We start from the raw sequence: 13,937 nt of genomic DNA on the forward strand, positions 1-13,937 counted from the left end.
GCCCCTCGCTGGTCGGCCCCGCCCTCGCCCAGGCGAGCGGCGCCAAGATCGCCGCGACCGCGCATCATCACCTGCCGGCCAACGCCGAGACGGTGCATTGGGGCTTCTTCAGCCGCAGCCTCAAGCCGCAGGTCGAGATCGGTTCGGGGGACTTCGTCACCATCGAGACGCTCACCCACCAGGCGAGCGACGACGCCGAGCGGATGATCCAGGGCGATCCTGGCGCCGAGAGCGTCTATCTGTGGACGAAGGACAGGATGGGCGTCTCGCCCCGCGGGGCCGGGGCCATGGACGCCAAGGTCGGCCCGGGCGGTGGCCTCGGGGTGCACATCTGCACCGGCCCCGTGGCGATCCGCGGCGCCGAACCGGGCGACGTGCTGGAGGTGCGGATCCTCGACGTCGCCCCCCGCCCCTGCGCCAATCCCAAGTACAAGGGCTTGACCTTCGGCAGCAACGCCGCCGCCTGGTGGGGCTACCACTACAACGACCTGATCACCGGCGATAAGCCCCGGGAGGTCGTGACCATCTACGAGGTCGACGCCACCGGCGAGCGTGACTGGGCGCGCGCGGTCTACAGCTTCCGCTGGCCCGGCGTGACCGACCCGTTCGGCGTCGCCCATCCGACCATCGACTATCCCGGCCTGCCGGTCGACCATACGAAGACGCAGAAGACCTACGAGGTGCTGAAGGGCATCCGGGTGCCGATCCGCCCGCATTTCGGCACGATGGGCGTCGCCCCCGCCGAGGCCGACCGCGTGAACACCATCCCGCCGAGCTACACCGGCGGCAACATCGACAATTGGCGGATCGGCAAGGGCGCCACCCTCTACTATCCGGTGGCGGTGCCGGGGGCATTGTTCTCCGTGGGCGATCCCCATGCCAGCCAGGGCGATTCCGAGTTGTGCGGGACGGCCATCGAGTGCTCGCTCACCGGCACGTTCCAGTTCATCCTGCACAAGAAGGCCGACCTGCCGGGCACGCCGCTCGAAGCCCTCGATTTCCCGATGATCGAGACCCGGGAGGACTGGGTCCTGTCCGGCTTCAGCTATCCCAACTACCTGCGCGACCTCGGTCCCGATGCGCAGAGCGCGATCTTCCAGAAATCCTCAATCGATCTCGCCATGCGGGACGCCTTCCGGAAGATGCGCCAGTTCCTGATGCACGCGAAGGGGCTGACCGAGGACGAGGCGATCTCCCTGATGTCGGTGGCGGTCGATTTCGGGATCACACAGGTCGTGGACGGCAATTGGGGCGTCCACGCCGTGGTCAAGAAGGCGATCTTCTCTGACCGGGTCGCCTGAGAGCGGGCTGCGGCGTGAGGCCGGACGGCCTCACGCGACTTTCGCGATCCCGGCCATCGCCATGAGGCCGGTGATCACCCGATAGGTCTCGGACCACGCCTCCCGGGTCTCGGGCGTGAAGTCCGAGCCGAGACCCTGCTCCAGGGTCCACAGCAGCGCGGCGCCCACCGGCGCGAAGTGGGTCTCCAGTGTTCCGTACGCCACGTGCCGGTGCCCGAGGTCGCGCACGGTCGAGACCAGGGCCTCGGGCTTGTCCAGGTTGGCCACCGCCAGCGCCAGCATGGCCATCAGCTTCCGCTTCTGCGCGGTCATGTCCTCCGGGAACAGCGCGCGGACCTGGGGCGCGATCTCGAACAGGCGCCCGTAGAACAGGTCGGCCGCGGTGTCGCCGATCGGCTGCACCTTCGCGAAGCTCCCCTGCACCAGGGCGACCTGGGCGGCCGAGACCGCATACGAGACCCGGATGCTGGCCAGGAACTGACCGACCTCGGCGGTGAGATGCTCGGATTGATGGGACAGTTCGGAGGCCGCGCCGAGCACTTCGCTGGCAGCCGATCCGGTATTCTCCGCCGCTTCCGCGACGCCCGTGATGTTGCCGGTGACCTCACCGGTCCCGGCCGCGGCCTGCCCGACGTTTCGGACGATCTCCTGGGTTGCCGCGCCCTGCTCCTCCACCGCGGCCGCGATCGAGGTCGCCACGCTGTTGATCTCGCGGATCCGCGCGGTGATCGCCCCGATCGCCTCGACCGCTTGGCCCGTGGAGGCCTGCACCCGCGTGATCTGCCCGGCGAGCTCCTCGGTCGCCTTCGCCGTCTGGTCGGCGAGCGCCTTCACCTCGGCGGCGACCACCGCGAAGCCGCGGCCGGCCTCCCCGGCGCGGGCGGCCTCGATGGTCGCGTTGAGCGCCAGAAGGTTGGTCTGCCCGGCGATCGCCGAGATCAGCCCCACGACATCGCCGATCTTGCCCACGGCGCTGCTCAACGCCTGGACCAGCGTGCCGGTCCGGTCGGCCTCGGACGCGGCCAGCCGGGCGAGATCCGTCGAGCCGTCGACCTGCCGCCCGATCTCCTGCACGGAGGCGCCGAGTTCCTCGGCGGCCACAGCCACGGTGTTCACGTTCCTGGAAGCCCGCTCGGCGGCCGCCGCGACGGTCATGGACTGGCCTGCGGTCCGCGCGGCGGTGTCGGTCATGGTCTGCGCCGTGATCTGGAGGGCCGAGGCCGAGGCCGCGACCTGACCGATCATGCCGCCGACCGCCTGCTCGAAGCGTTCGGCCATCTGCCGCAAGCTGTCCCGGCGTTGGTCGTCGGCGTCGAGCCGGGCCTGCTCGGCCCCAGCCTCCAGTTGACGGGTGCGGATCAGATTGTCCCTGAACGCCTCGACGGCCGCCATGATCGGCGCGAATTCGTTCCGATACGCCCGCACCGGGATATCGACGGAGGTGTCGCCGCTGGTCAGGGACCGCATCGCAGCGGCGATCACCCGGATCGGATGGAGCACGCCCCGCGACACGGCGACGAGACCCAAGGCGACGAGCAGCAATGCGGCGACCAGCGCCGCAGCGTTGCGGAGGAGAACCCGGTCCGCCGCCCCGGCAAGAGTCTCGGCGCGGGCCACCATCTCGTCGAGTGCCGAATCGGCGAGATCGACGATGGTCGCCTGTTCGACCGTGTTGCGGCGCCGGAGTTCCTGGAACGTGTAGGGCGACGGCGTGTGCTGGCTCAAGGCATCGAAGACCGCCTTGGCCGAGGCGGCGGCCTCGCCCTCGAAATTGTTGCGCTTGGCCTTCTCGAACGCCGCGCGCGTGGTGTCGGCGACACCGGCCGCGGCCTCGCTCGTGCTCATCCAGGCCATCTGCACCTTGGCCCGCTCCTCGGCCGCCGCGACGGTCTCCGGGAGCGACCACCCCGTTCCGACCGCCAGTGACGTGTGCACGCGCAGAGCGACGTTCCCGATCGCGACGCGGGTCGTCCAGGCGGAGCGCTTGAGGACGAGGTCGCGCTGCAGGTCGGCGTCGGCGCGCGGGATCGCGGAATCCACGGCGTCCGTCGTCGCGGTCAGCGCGTCGAGGAGCTCTTGGAAGGCCTTGAGAACCGCGGGAAACAGCGTCGGGTCCCGCTGCGCCTTCGGGACGCGCAGGGCGGCATCCACGCGGGGCCGCAGCGCGTTCGTGGCGTCCTGCGCCGCATTCAGGCGACCCAGCGTGGCCGAGACGGCGGGCACGTCCTGACCCCTCAGCAGGTCCTGAACGGCGTTGAAGCCGGCGATCATCGCCTCCCGGTTGGTCGCGAGGGCCGCCAGGCTGTCCGTATCGGCGGCCGCCTCGCCGCCGAGGACGAGCGACGCGCCCCGCTCCAGGCGCACTGGCAGGATCGTCTTGAGCAATTGTCGGCTGGCCCGGCTCAATGTGACGGCCTCCTGCGCCTGCCGGGTTTGTGAGCGCGCATCGATCAGAGCATCTGCCGTGTAGGCCAATAACATCGCTGCCATTGAAAATATTGCAGCAGACATGACTGCTCGAATTGACGCTCTACCAAACCAATACATTGTAAAGAATTCCCATTGTCGACGAACGCTCGATGCAACGCCCGCATGATATCAAATGATCTTTGGATTGCACGTCCAGATTTGCGGCCGAAATGCTCTATTCAATCAAAAAATGAGAAAAATCAGCCTCGGTGAGATAGTATCAATCACGCGTGGCCATAATTTGATTGAACGACATGTTTGCTGGTTAAATTTGAATTCTTAATTCTCAATCTCGCACTTTGCTGCGACCTGTCGGCGAGGCATTTCGAGGCCACGTGTATGAGCCGTCGGCGCTCGGATCGGTGCCTGAGCGTTCCTGACGAGGGACCGGCTTTCGTGGGCGCACGATGCGTGGTGACGGGGCCCAGGCGCGCGCCGTGATGCGTGTCGCCTGCATCGGGACCGAGGCCCCGGGCGGCGGCGCTGCCTGGATCAGACGGGATCGCCCAGGATCTCGACCCGCCCATCGAGGCCGACGACCCGCCCGAGGCCGCGCACGCGGTTCAATAGGCGATCGCCGCTCAAGGCTTCCCATGCCTTGGGCAGACGCAGGACCACACGGCCGTCCTCGACGATCAGGGGCGCCCGATCGAGCGCACCGTCCATACCGGCCGAGATCGGGAAGGCGACTCGGAGCAACGCGCCCAGAAGGCGCGCCCGTTCGAACAGGCGCGGACCGGCCACATTCCGGAGGATCGGGTTCGCCTTCTCGGGGGCGAGACCCGTGTGCCGAAGCGAAACCGAGAGGGCGAGATAGGCTCGGCCCGGGTGGTCGACGCCGACGAAGGCCGCATTCTGGATCGCCGCAATGCTCTGCTCGTCGCGGTAATCGGGATGCGCCCGCCAGCCCACATCCGAGAGCAGGCACCCGGCGTGGCGGAGACGCCGCTCGTCGGCGGTTTCGTGACCGTCCAGGCTCGCGACGAATTGGTCCGTCCAGGCGATCAGCTCCTCTCCGTGGCGAGGCGAGCGCGCGCGCAGGACATTGAACTCCGAAGCCGAGGCCAGGAGTGGATCGATCAACCGGGTGTCGCGGTCGAGCTGCTCGAACAGCAGGCCCTCGCGCACGCCCGAGGCCGAGATCGCCACCTCCAGCGGGCGGCCGACGCGGATGATCTCCTCCAGTACCACGGCCCCGTAGGCGAGCAGGGGGCGGCGGGCCTCCGAGATCGCATCGACGTCCTGAAGCAGCGCCACGTCGGTCTGTTCGACGACCTGGAGGAAGCTCAGCTCGTCGGAGGGCTCCACGGTGTAGCCGTGCATCACGTGGACGGGATAGCCGCGGGCCGCCTGATGGAGCCGCGCGATGGCCCGCCACGTTCCACCGACCGCGTAGAAGGTCCGCCCGCGCAAGGTCTCGAGTTGCGGCGCAGCCTTGCGCATGTACTCGCGGACGATCTTGGCGGCCTTCTTGACCGAGCCGCCGGAGAGATCCTGAAGGGCGAGGCCGCCGAGGGGCATGGTCACCCCCTGGCCGACCACCGTCCCGCGGACGTCCACCAGTTCGAGGGATCCGCCGCCCAGGTCGCCCACGACCCCGTTCGGTGCGTGGAAGCCCGAGACGACGCCGAGCGCGGAGAGTTCCGCTTCGCGCCGTCCCGACAGAAGCTGGATCTCCTGGCCGCAGGCCGCTTCCGCGGCGCGCAGGAAATCCGGGCCGTTCTCGGCGTCCCGCGCCGCCGCCGTGGCGAGGACGAAGACGCGCCCGACGCGCATCGTCTCGCAGAGCACCCGGAACCGATTCAGGGCGGCGAGCGCCCGGACCACCGCATCCTCGTTCAGGCGACCCGTGGTCAGCACGTTGCGGCCCAGGCCGCAGAGCACCTTCTCGTTGTAGAGGGGGGTCGGAGCCCGGCTCAGGCCGTCATAGGCCACGAGCCGTACGGAGTTGGAGCCGATATCGATGATCGCCACGGGATGGCGCAGATCACCGGGATACGTCTCCGCGGCGTGCGCGAGGGTGAGGTTGGCACGAGGGCTGCCCAAACGTCCGAGTCCTTCATCAGCCCGACGCACCTGCCGGCGCGCCGTGCGGGAGGTTTAGCCCAGCCTCGCCGCGCGGCGAAACTCAGCTGCGCTGCGCACGGCGGCTCAGAGCCCGCGGGCTCGACTTCTTCGACGCCTTGCCGCGCCCCGAGAGACTCGGGTTCGTCATGAAATACTTGTGCGCGTTGAAGGGCTCCTCGCTGTCGGCGGGTTGGATCCGTTCGCAGCCGCCGGAGGCGAGCAGGCGCCAGCTCTGGCGGTTGTCGAGCAGGTTGGCCAGCATGATCTGATCGAGCACCTGCTGGTGCACGGTGGGATTGGTGATCGGCAGGAGCGCCTCGACCCGCCGGTCGAGGTTCCGGCTCATCAGGTCCGCCGAGGAGATGTAGACCGTGGCCTTGGGATGGGGCAGCCCGACGCCGTTGCCGAAGGCGTAGATGCGCCCGTGCTCGAGGAAGCGCCCGACGATCGACTTCACGCGGATCGTCTCCGACAGGCCGGGGATCCCCGGACGCAGGCAGCAGATGCCGCGCACCACGCAGTCGATCTGAACGCCGGCCTCCGAGGCGTCGTAGAGCGCGTCGATGATCTGGCTGTCGACCAGCGAGTTGCACTTGATCCAGATCGCCGCCGGACGTCCGGCCTTTGCGTGGACCACCTCCGCCTCGATGTGCTCCAGGAGCCGGTTCTTGAGCGTCAGCGGCGACACCGCCATCCGCTCCAGCTCGGCCGGCTCGGCGTAGCCGGTGATGAAGTTGAAGATCCGCGACACGTCGCGGGCGATCGCCGGGTCCGCGGTGAAGAACGACAGGTCCGTATAGATGCGCGCGGTGATCGGGTGATAGTTGCCGGTGCCGACGTGGCAGTAGGTGACGAGCTTGTCGCCCTCCCGCCGGACCACCAGCGACAGCTTGGCGTGGGTCTTCAGCTCCACGAAGCCGAAGACCACCTGCGCGCCGGCCTTCTCCAGATTGCGCGCCCAGCGGATATTCGCCTCCTCGTCGAAGCGCGCCTTCAGCTCCACGAGGGCGGTGACGGACTTGCCGAGTTCGGCGGCCTCCGCGAGGGCCGCCACGATCGGCGAGTTCGACGAGGTGCGATAGAGCGTCTGCTTGATCGCCACGACGTTCGGGTCGCGGGCGGCCTGGGCAAGGAACTGCACCACCGAATCGAACGATTCGTAGGGGTGGTGGACGATGAAATCCTTCTGCCGGATCGCCGCGAAGACGTCGCCGCCGCTCTCGCGGATGCGCTCGGGGAAGCGCGGATTGTAGGTCTTGAACTTGAGGTCCGGGCGATCGATCCCCACGACCTGAGACAGCTCGTTGAGCGCCAGCATGCCCTCGACGAGGAAGATCGCGTCCGGCGAGATCTCCAGCTCGTCCGCCACGAAGCTGCGCAAATCCTCGGACATGCCGGCATCGACCTCGAGGCGGATCACGACGCCGCGGCGGCGCTGCTTCAGGGCGGTCTCGAAGTGAAGGACGAGGTCCTCCGCCTCCTCCTCGATCTCGAGGTCCGAATCGCGGACCACGCGGAACGCGCCGCTGCCCTTGACGAGGTAGCCGGGGAAGAGCCGCCCGGTGAACATCCCGATCACCTGCTCGATCGGGATCAGTCGCGCCGACGTCTCACTGTCGCTCACCGGCAGGCGCACGAACCGGTCGATGACGCCGGGCAGGCGGATCAGGGCGCGGAGCAGCCGGCCGTCCTTCGGCCGCACCAGCATCAGCGCGATGGTGGTGCCGAGATTCGGGATGAACGGAAACGGATGGGCCGGATCGATCGCCAGCGGCGTCAGAACCGGGAAGACGTGGTTGAGGAAGTACTCCTCCAGCCACGCCGCCTGCTCGGCCGTGAGCGAGGCCGGCTCGACGATGTCGACGTCGGACGCGTGCAACTCCTCGCGAAGCTGACGCCAGCGGGCCTGCTGGTCGGCGGCAAGTCGCGAGACCTCGGTGCCGATCCGAACCAGCTGCTCGGAGGGGGACAGGCCGTCCTGGGACGGCACCGTGAGACCGGCCCGGACCTGATCGATCAGGCCCGCCACGCGGACCATGAAGAACTCGTCGAGATTGTTCGCCGAGATGGACAGGAAGCGCAGACGCTCCAGCAGCGGATGGTTCGGGTTCGACGCCTCCTCCAGGACGCGCCGGTTGAACTGCAGCCAGGACAGCTCGCGGTTCACGTACCGCTCCGGCGAGTGCCGCAGGGACCGCCCCGCCTCGACGACCGGCTCACGGGCCGCGCCGACGGGCGGCTCCGCCGGGGTGGCGGCCGCCGGCCATTCATCATTGGCGTCGGCGGGCGGGACCGCGGCCGGAGCGGCCGTGCCGGAGGCGGGATCGACCGGCACACGCTTGGCCGCAGGGGCACGCCGGGCCGTCGGATTGGCCGCCGCGCGCCGACGGGGCTCGACGGCCTCGTCGGCGGCGTCGCGGTCCACGGGCTTCTGCGTCGATTCCATCCCCGATCCCTGTCTCTGCGCCTCGCCCCTCGCGGCGGCGCAGCCTGTATCATCCCAGACCGGCGGCCTTCACGACAGTTCCGTGACGGCCGCAGCTTTCGGCGCTCAGCCGCTCGGGTCGGGCTCATCGTCGAGCCCCATGCGCCGCAGCACCGCCAGAGCGAGGGGCCGGCTGATGCGGCGTCCGCGCCCGAGGGCGTCGCGGTCCAGTTCGGCCACGACATCGCGGGCGCGTCCCAGCGAACGGTCGATCCGCAGGGCCAGCGAATCGATCACGCCCAGGTCGACGACCAGTTGCCGGTCCACGAACAGCTTGACCAGAACCGCGCGCAGGAGTGCGTCGTCGGGCGCCTCGATGGCGATGCGGGGCGCCAGCCGCAGCCGCGAGCGCAGGTCCGGCGTGGCAAGGCCGAGGGCGTCGATCCCGCTGGCGCTCGTCAGCAGGACCGGGCAGGCGCGCTCCCGCGCCCGGTTCAACAGGTGGAACAGCGCCGCCTCGTCGAGTCGCTCCGCCCGATCGAGGTCCTCGATGACCAGCGCCCCGTTCGAGACCAGATGCTGGACCGCGTCGGCCCCCAAGTCGGAGGCCGGGACGGTCCAGGCATGGGCACGCTCCGCCCAGATCGCCGCCAGATGGCTCTTGCCGCTGCCGGAGGGGCCGGTGAGGATCAGGACGCTGTCGGGCCAGTCCGGCCAAGCCTCGATCAGCGTGTAGGCGGCCTCGTTGGCCGGCCCGACGAGGAAATCCTCGCGCCCGTACCGGGGATCGAGGGGCAGGTCGAAGGCGAGCTGCCGGGGAGGTGCGTTCTCGCGCATGCTGCGTCCAGGATCATCCCGCGCGCGCCGAGGTCAAGGCCGAAGCGTCCTTGCCGTCGTGCTCGATCAGGATCGGCTGCCCCGCGTGATAAAGGCGGCTCTCCAGGTATCGGGCCAGGGCGAAGCGCACGAGCACGCCGATCGAGGCCGCGATCGGCACCGCCAGCAGCAGCCCGACGAAGCCGAACAGCGTCCCGAACGCCAGGAGCGCGAACATCAGCCAGACCGGGTGAAGCCCGGTGGAATCGCCCACCAGCTTCGGCGAGATGACGTTCCCTTCCAGGAACTGCCCGACGAGGAACACGGCCACCGTGAGGCCGAGATACAGCCAGTCTCCAGAAGGCCAGAACTGGACGAGGGCGACGCCCACGGAGAGCAGGAATCCCGTCAGCGTCCCGACATACGGGATGAAGGTCAGGAATCCCGCAATCAATCCGATCAGGACCCCGAAGTTGAGGCCGATCAGCCAGAGGCCCACCGCGTAGAAGCTTCCCAGGATGAGGCAGACCAGGGTCTGGCCCCGGACGTAGCCGGTCACCGCCCCGTCGATCTGGCGCGCGAGCTCGCGCACCGTCGCCCGGTGCCGCGGCGGCACCCAGCCATCGATCGCCGCGACCATCCGGTCCCAGTCGACGAGGATGTAGAACGCGACCACCGGAGTCACGACGAGCAGCGAGGCGATCGAGATCAGCGCCTGGCTGCCCGACCAGAGGGATTTCAGGAAGGCCAGGAGCCACGCGCCCGCCTGGGTGGCCAGCGTCCCCACCGAGGATTGCAGCTCCGTGAGGACATTCGCACCGCCGACCCGTTCGAGCAGGGTCCCGGATCGCTCGGCGATGATGGCCTGGAGACGGGACACCATGCCCGGCAGGGCGTTCACGAGCGCCACGACCTGATTGGCCGTCAGCGGGATCAGGATCAGCAGCGTCACCACGAGGACGACAACGAACAGGGCGAGGATCAGCAGGCTGGCCGCCAGCCGCCCGAGGCCGAGGCGCTCCAGTCGATCGGCCAGAGGATCGAGCAGGTAGGCCAGGGTGATGCCGGCTACGAAGGGCAGCATCACCTCCCGGAGCAGGTAGACGACGAGTCCCAGGGCGACGACAGCGGCCAGCCCGATCACAGCCCGTGCACGCACGATGACGCTCCCCCGCAGCACGCCGCGCCCGTCGGCAGAGTGGGTATGCGGTGTGCGCCGATCAAGGCGCCGCTGCGCCGACTCGCGCCGCGCGCGGTAAGCCTTTAGAGCGGAGCCAGTATTGAACGAGGTGGCGCGGGCATGACGGCCAGGGACGGCAAGGAGCCGAATACGGGGCTGACCTACGCGGAGGCGGGCGTCGACATCGATGCCGGCAACGCCATGGTCGAGACGATCAAGCCGCTGGTGCGCTCCACCCGGCGCCCGGGCGCCGATGCCGAGATCGGCGGGTTCGGCGGCCTGTTCGACCTGAAGGCCGCGGGCTTCCGCGACCCGATCCTGGTCGCGGCCAATGACGGCGTCGGAACCAAGGTCAAGATCGCCATCGAGACCGGGCGCCACGACACGATCGGCATCGACCTCGTGGCCATGTGCGTCAACGACATCATCGTCCAGGGCGCAGAGCCCCTGTTCTTCCTCGACTATTATGCCACCGGCAAGCTGGTCCCGGGTGTCGGCGCCGACATCGTGCGCGGCATCGCCGAGGGGTGCCGTCAGGCCGGTTGCGCGCTGATCGGCGGCGAGACCGCCGAGATGCCGGGCCTCTATGACGGGTCCGACTACGACCTCGCGGGATTCTCCGTGGGGGCCGCCGAGCGCGGCAGCCTGCTGCCCCGCCCGGGCATCCGTGCCGGTGACGTCGTGCTCGGCCTGCCGTCGTCCGGCGTGCACTCAAACGGGTTTTCCCTGGTCCGCCGGATAGTTGCTCAAACCGGCCTCGGCTGGGATGCGCCGGCACCCTTCGCCCCCGAGCGCAGTCTCGGCGATGCGCTGCTGGAGCCCACCCGGATCTACGTGAAGCCGCTTCTAGCCGCCCTGGGCGCGACGGACGGCATCCGGGCGCTTGCCCACATCACGGGCGGCGGCTTCCCCGACAACCTGCCCCGCGTTCTTCCCGACGATGTCGGCATCGCCATCGATCTCGATGCGGTCACGCCGCCGGCCGTGTTCGGATGGCTCGCCCGAGAGGGCGGCGTCGCCGAGGCCGAGATGCTGCGCACCTTCAATTGCGGGATCGGCATGGTGGTGATCGCCGCCGCCGAGGCCGTGGACGACGTCGACGAGGCCCTCACCCGGGCCGGCGAGACGCCGGTGCGTCTGGGACGGATCACGGCGCGCGGATCCGAACCCGTGACCTTCAGCGGACGCCTCGCCCTCTGATGGCACCCGCCCGCAAGACCCGCGTCGCCATCCTGATCTCGGGGCGCGGCTCCAACATGGTCGCCTTGTTGGAGGCGGCCCGGGATCCCGCCTATCCGGCGGAGATCGTACTGGTGGTATCGAACCGTCCGGACGCGGCCGGCCTCGCGCGGGCGGCCGAGGCCGGCATCCCGACGCAGGCGATCGATCACAGAGCCTTCCCGGACCGGGCCGGTTTCGATGCCGTGCTCGACGCGGCCCTGCGGGCGGCCGATATCGACCTCGTGTGTCTGGCGGGCTTCATGCGGATCCTGACGCCAGACTTCGTGGCGTCCTGGGCGGGACGGATGCTCAACATCCATCCGTCGCTCCTGCCCCTGTTCAAGGGGACCCACACCCACCGGCAGGCCCTCGACGCCGGCGTGCGCTTGCACGGCTGCACCGTCCACTTCGTGGTACCGGAACTGGATGCCGGTCCGATCGTGGCGCAAGCGGCGATCCCGGTCCGCCAGGACGACGATCCCGACAGCCTCGCGGATCGCGTGATCGTGCAGGAGCGCCGGCTCTACCCAGCGGTGCTGGCCCTGGTGGCGGGCGGACGCGCACGCCTTGAAGGCGAACGCGTCGTCATTGCCGAAGAGGCGCCCGAGGGCGCGCTGTTCAGTCTCTAGCGGCCTGCTGCGGCGACCTGACCGTTCCGAGCGCGGCGAAGCCGGTTCGCAGCGCCACGCTCATCGATGGTCCGCGCGCCTGGGCCGCTCCGCTGCGCCCGCGACGGCGGCGCGCAGACCGGCAAGCTGTCGGGATGCCTCAGACCGGACGCTGCAGCTTGCAGCTGTCGAGGGCCGAGAGCGCCTTTGCGCGGGCGGAATCGTTGAAGTAGCCGGTGGTGCGGTAGGCCTCGATCTCGGACTGGTCCAGGCTGCGCAGGGTCTGGCGGGCATAGCAGCCGCAGGGACGCTCCAGGGCGGCCTCGGTGGCGCTGGTCATGCGGGCCTGGACGACCGTGCAGGCGTGCCGCACGCGGCCCTCCAGACTGGCCTTGGTGGCGGTCTTGAGCGCCGGATCCGGCTCGTATTGCTGGAACGGGGCCGAGGATCCGCCGGCGAGGGCGGCGGTCGCACCGAGGGCGAACAGGCCGGTCGCGATCATCAGGGGCAGGCGGCGCATCGTCATGGTCGTGGCGGTCCAGGGGCTGAGGTTGGTTAAGCTCAGCCGTTGGACGCTTCAGGCCCGTATGCCGTCAATGGCGGCCCGGACACACCCGGCGGCATTCACCGCGCGGCCGGGTGCGGCATGGGACGATGGCGGCCCGGTGTGCCCGGACCGCCACCGCGCGTCGCCTCACGCGGCGATATCGGAATCCTGGAAGAACTGCGCGATCTCGAGCTTGGCGTTCTCGGTGCTGTCCGAACCGTGGACCGTGTTCTCGCCGACGGACTCGGCGAACTTCTTGCGGATCGTGCCCTCGGCCGCCTGGGCCGGGTTCGTGGCGCCCATCACCTCACGGTACTTGGCAACCGCGTTCTCGCCCTCGAGAACCTGAACCACAACCGGGCCGGAGGTCATGAACGTCACGAGTTCCCCGAAGAACGGACGCTCCTTGTGCACCTCGTAGAACTTCTCGGCCTGCGCCTTGGTCATGCGGATGCGTCGCTGGCCGACGATGCGCAGGCCCGCCTCCTCGATAACCGCGTTGACCGCGCCGGTCAGGTTCCGCCGCGTCGCGTCGGGCTTCAGGATCGAGAAGGTGCGCTCGGTGGCCATGGTGCGTCCGGTCTGTCTGTGGATAAATCGTGCGGCGCGCCGGGCGTCCGGCAGCGCCTCGAAAGCGAGAATTTCGCTTCGGTGCCGGGCTTATAGCGGGCGCTCCCCGAGGCCTCAAGCTGCGCGCCGGGACGGCCTGGATCAAGCACGGCCGTGGCTCTGCCGCAACACCGCCGAAAAATCGCCGGATTGCGGCGGCTCTCTCACGCACCAACCGACTTCGTCCACCCCTCGGGCGTCCGCGATGCCCCAATACCGGAGACGAACCATGCGACTCGCTCTCAGCGCCGGCCTGCTGCTCGCCGGCCTCTCCGCCGCTGCCGCCGACACCGCCAAGGATCCGTCCGGCACCTGGCTCACCGGGGATGGCCGCGCCAAGATCCGGATCGACCGCTGCGGCCCGGGGCAGAAGCTCGTCTGCGGCAAGGTCGTCTGGCTGAAGATGCCCACCACCGACAGCGGCGCGCCGCGCACCGACCTCAAGAATCCCGATCCGAAGAAGCGCGCCCGTCCTGTGATCGGTCTCCAGCTCATCGAAGGCCTCAAGCCCGATGAGGAGAAGTACACTGGGGAACTCTACAATATCGAGGAAGGCAAGATCTACACGGTCAGCCTGGAGCGCGAGAGCGAGGCCGAACTCAGCGTGTCCGGCTGCATGCTCAAGGTGCTGTGCGGCTCACAGACCTGGACCCGCGTCCCGGACGTGAACCAGCAGGCCGCCAACAAGAACTGA

General features: G+C 69.1%; 11 protein-coding genes. 4 read left to right on the forward strand and 7 right to left on the reverse strand.

Annotation, left to right across the window (positions count from 1 at the left end):
• On the forward strand, positions 1-1,301 hold a 1,301-nt coding region (locus AC1DXK_RS18395), incomplete at its 5' end, for an acetamidase/formamidase family protein (RefSeq protein ID WP_477298592.1).
• 30 nt (positions 1,302-1,331) lie between these two features.
• On the opposite strand, the gene AC1DXK_RS18400 is transcribed toward AC1DXK_RS18395, so the two are convergent.
• From AC1DXK_RS18400 to AC1DXK_RS18420, 5 genes are all read right to left on the reverse strand, one after another.
• Positions 1,332-3,848: a methyl-accepting chemotaxis protein gene (locus tag AC1DXK_RS18400; protein WP_477298594.1), complete on the reverse strand. Its 2,517-nt coding sequence runs from the start codon at positions 3,846-3,848 to the stop codon at positions 1,332-1,334.
• Positions 3,849-4,262: 414 nt separating this feature from the next.
• Positions 4,263-5,816: an exopolyphosphatase gene (gene ppx, locus AC1DXK_RS18405; RefSeq protein ID WP_457106375.1), complete on the reverse strand. Its 1,554-nt coding sequence runs from the start codon at positions 5,814-5,816 to the stop codon at positions 4,263-4,265.
• A gap of 82 nt (positions 5,817-5,898) precedes the next feature.
• Positions 5,899-8,283: an RNA degradosome polyphosphate kinase gene (locus tag AC1DXK_RS18410; protein ID WP_477298596.1), complete on the reverse strand. Its 2,385-nt coding sequence runs from the start codon at positions 8,281-8,283 to the stop codon at positions 5,899-5,901.
• Between the two features lie 105 nt (positions 8,284-8,388).
• Complete coding sequence (locus tag AC1DXK_RS18415) at positions 8,389-9,099, reverse strand: P-loop NTPase family protein (protein ID WP_457106377.1); 711 nt, start codon at positions 9,097-9,099, stop codon at positions 8,389-8,391.
• 13 nt (positions 9,100-9,112) lie between these two features.
• Positions 9,113-10,237, reverse strand: a complete 1,125-nt coding sequence (locus AC1DXK_RS18420) for an AI-2E family transporter (RefSeq protein WP_457106378.1) — start codon at positions 10,235-10,237, stop codon at positions 9,113-9,115.
• Between the two features lie 141 nt (positions 10,238-10,378).
• Here AC1DXK_RS18420 and purM point away from each other — a divergent pair, with 141 nt between their 5' ends.
• On the forward strand, positions 10,379-11,458 hold the full coding sequence (gene purM, locus AC1DXK_RS18425; protein WP_457106379.1) for a phosphoribosylformylglycinamidine cyclo-ligase: 1,080 nt from the start codon (positions 10,379-10,381) through the stop codon (positions 11,456-11,458).
• Positions 11,458-12,108, forward strand: a complete 651-nt coding sequence (purN, locus tag AC1DXK_RS18430; RefSeq protein WP_457106380.1) for a phosphoribosylglycinamide formyltransferase — start codon at positions 11,458-11,460, stop codon at positions 12,106-12,108. The genes purM and purN overlap by 1 nt, the downstream gene beginning before the upstream one ends.
• A gap of 139 nt (positions 12,109-12,247) precedes the next feature.
• Here the strand turns inward: purN and AC1DXK_RS18435 are convergent, their stop codons facing one another.
• Both AC1DXK_RS18435 and ndk read right to left on the reverse strand, forming a co-directional pair.
• Entirely contained in the window at positions 12,248-12,613 is a 366-nt protein-coding gene (locus AC1DXK_RS18435) for a hypothetical protein (protein ID WP_457106381.1), read from the reverse strand.
• Positions 12,614-12,781: 168 nt separating this feature from the next.
• Positions 12,782-13,204 (reverse strand): nucleoside-diphosphate kinase, encoded by a 423-nt coding sequence (gene ndk, locus AC1DXK_RS18440; protein ID WP_457106382.1) that lies wholly within the window; start codon positions 13,202-13,204, stop codon positions 12,782-12,784.
• 268 nt (positions 13,205-13,472) lie between these two features.
• Between ndk and AC1DXK_RS18445 the strand changes: the two genes are divergently transcribed.
• On the forward strand, positions 13,473-13,937 hold the full coding sequence (locus AC1DXK_RS18445) for a DUF2147 domain-containing protein (protein WP_457106383.1): 465 nt from the start codon (positions 13,473-13,475) through the stop codon (positions 13,935-13,937).

The organism is Methylobacterium sp. P3_A11 (assembly GCF_056403155.1).

Bases quoted from the DNA above. Each gene is read 5' to 3' on its own strand.
- AC1DXK_RS18410 (WP_477298596.1), bottom strand. From the start codon at position 8,283: ATGGAATCGACGCAGAAGCCCGTGGACCGCGACGCCGCCGACGAGGCC.
- purN (WP_457106380.1), top strand. From the start codon at position 11,458: ATGGCACCCGCCCGCAAGACCCGCGTCGCCATCCTGATCTCGGGGCGC.
- ndk (WP_457106382.1), bottom strand. From the start codon at position 13,204: ATGGCCACCGAGCGCACCTTCTCGATCCTGAAGCCCGACGCGACGCGG.
- AC1DXK_RS18415 (WP_457106377.1), bottom strand. From the start codon at position 9,099: ATGCGCGAGAACGCACCTCCCCGGCAGCTCGCCTTCGACCTGCCCCTC.
- purM (WP_457106379.1), top strand. From the start codon at position 10,379: ATGACGGCCAGGGACGGCAAGGAGCCGAATACGGGGCTGACCTACGCG.
- AC1DXK_RS18445 (WP_457106383.1), top strand. From the start codon at position 13,473: ATGCGACTCGCTCTCAGCGCCGGCCTGCTGCTCGCCGGCCTCTCCGCC.
- AC1DXK_RS18435 (WP_457106381.1), bottom strand. From the start codon at position 12,613: ATGACGATGCGCCGCCTGCCCCTGATGATCGCGACCGGCCTGTTCGCC.
- AC1DXK_RS18400 (WP_477298594.1), bottom strand. From the start codon at position 3,848: ATGTATTGGTTTGGTAGAGCGTCAATTCGAGCAGTCATGTCTGCTGCA.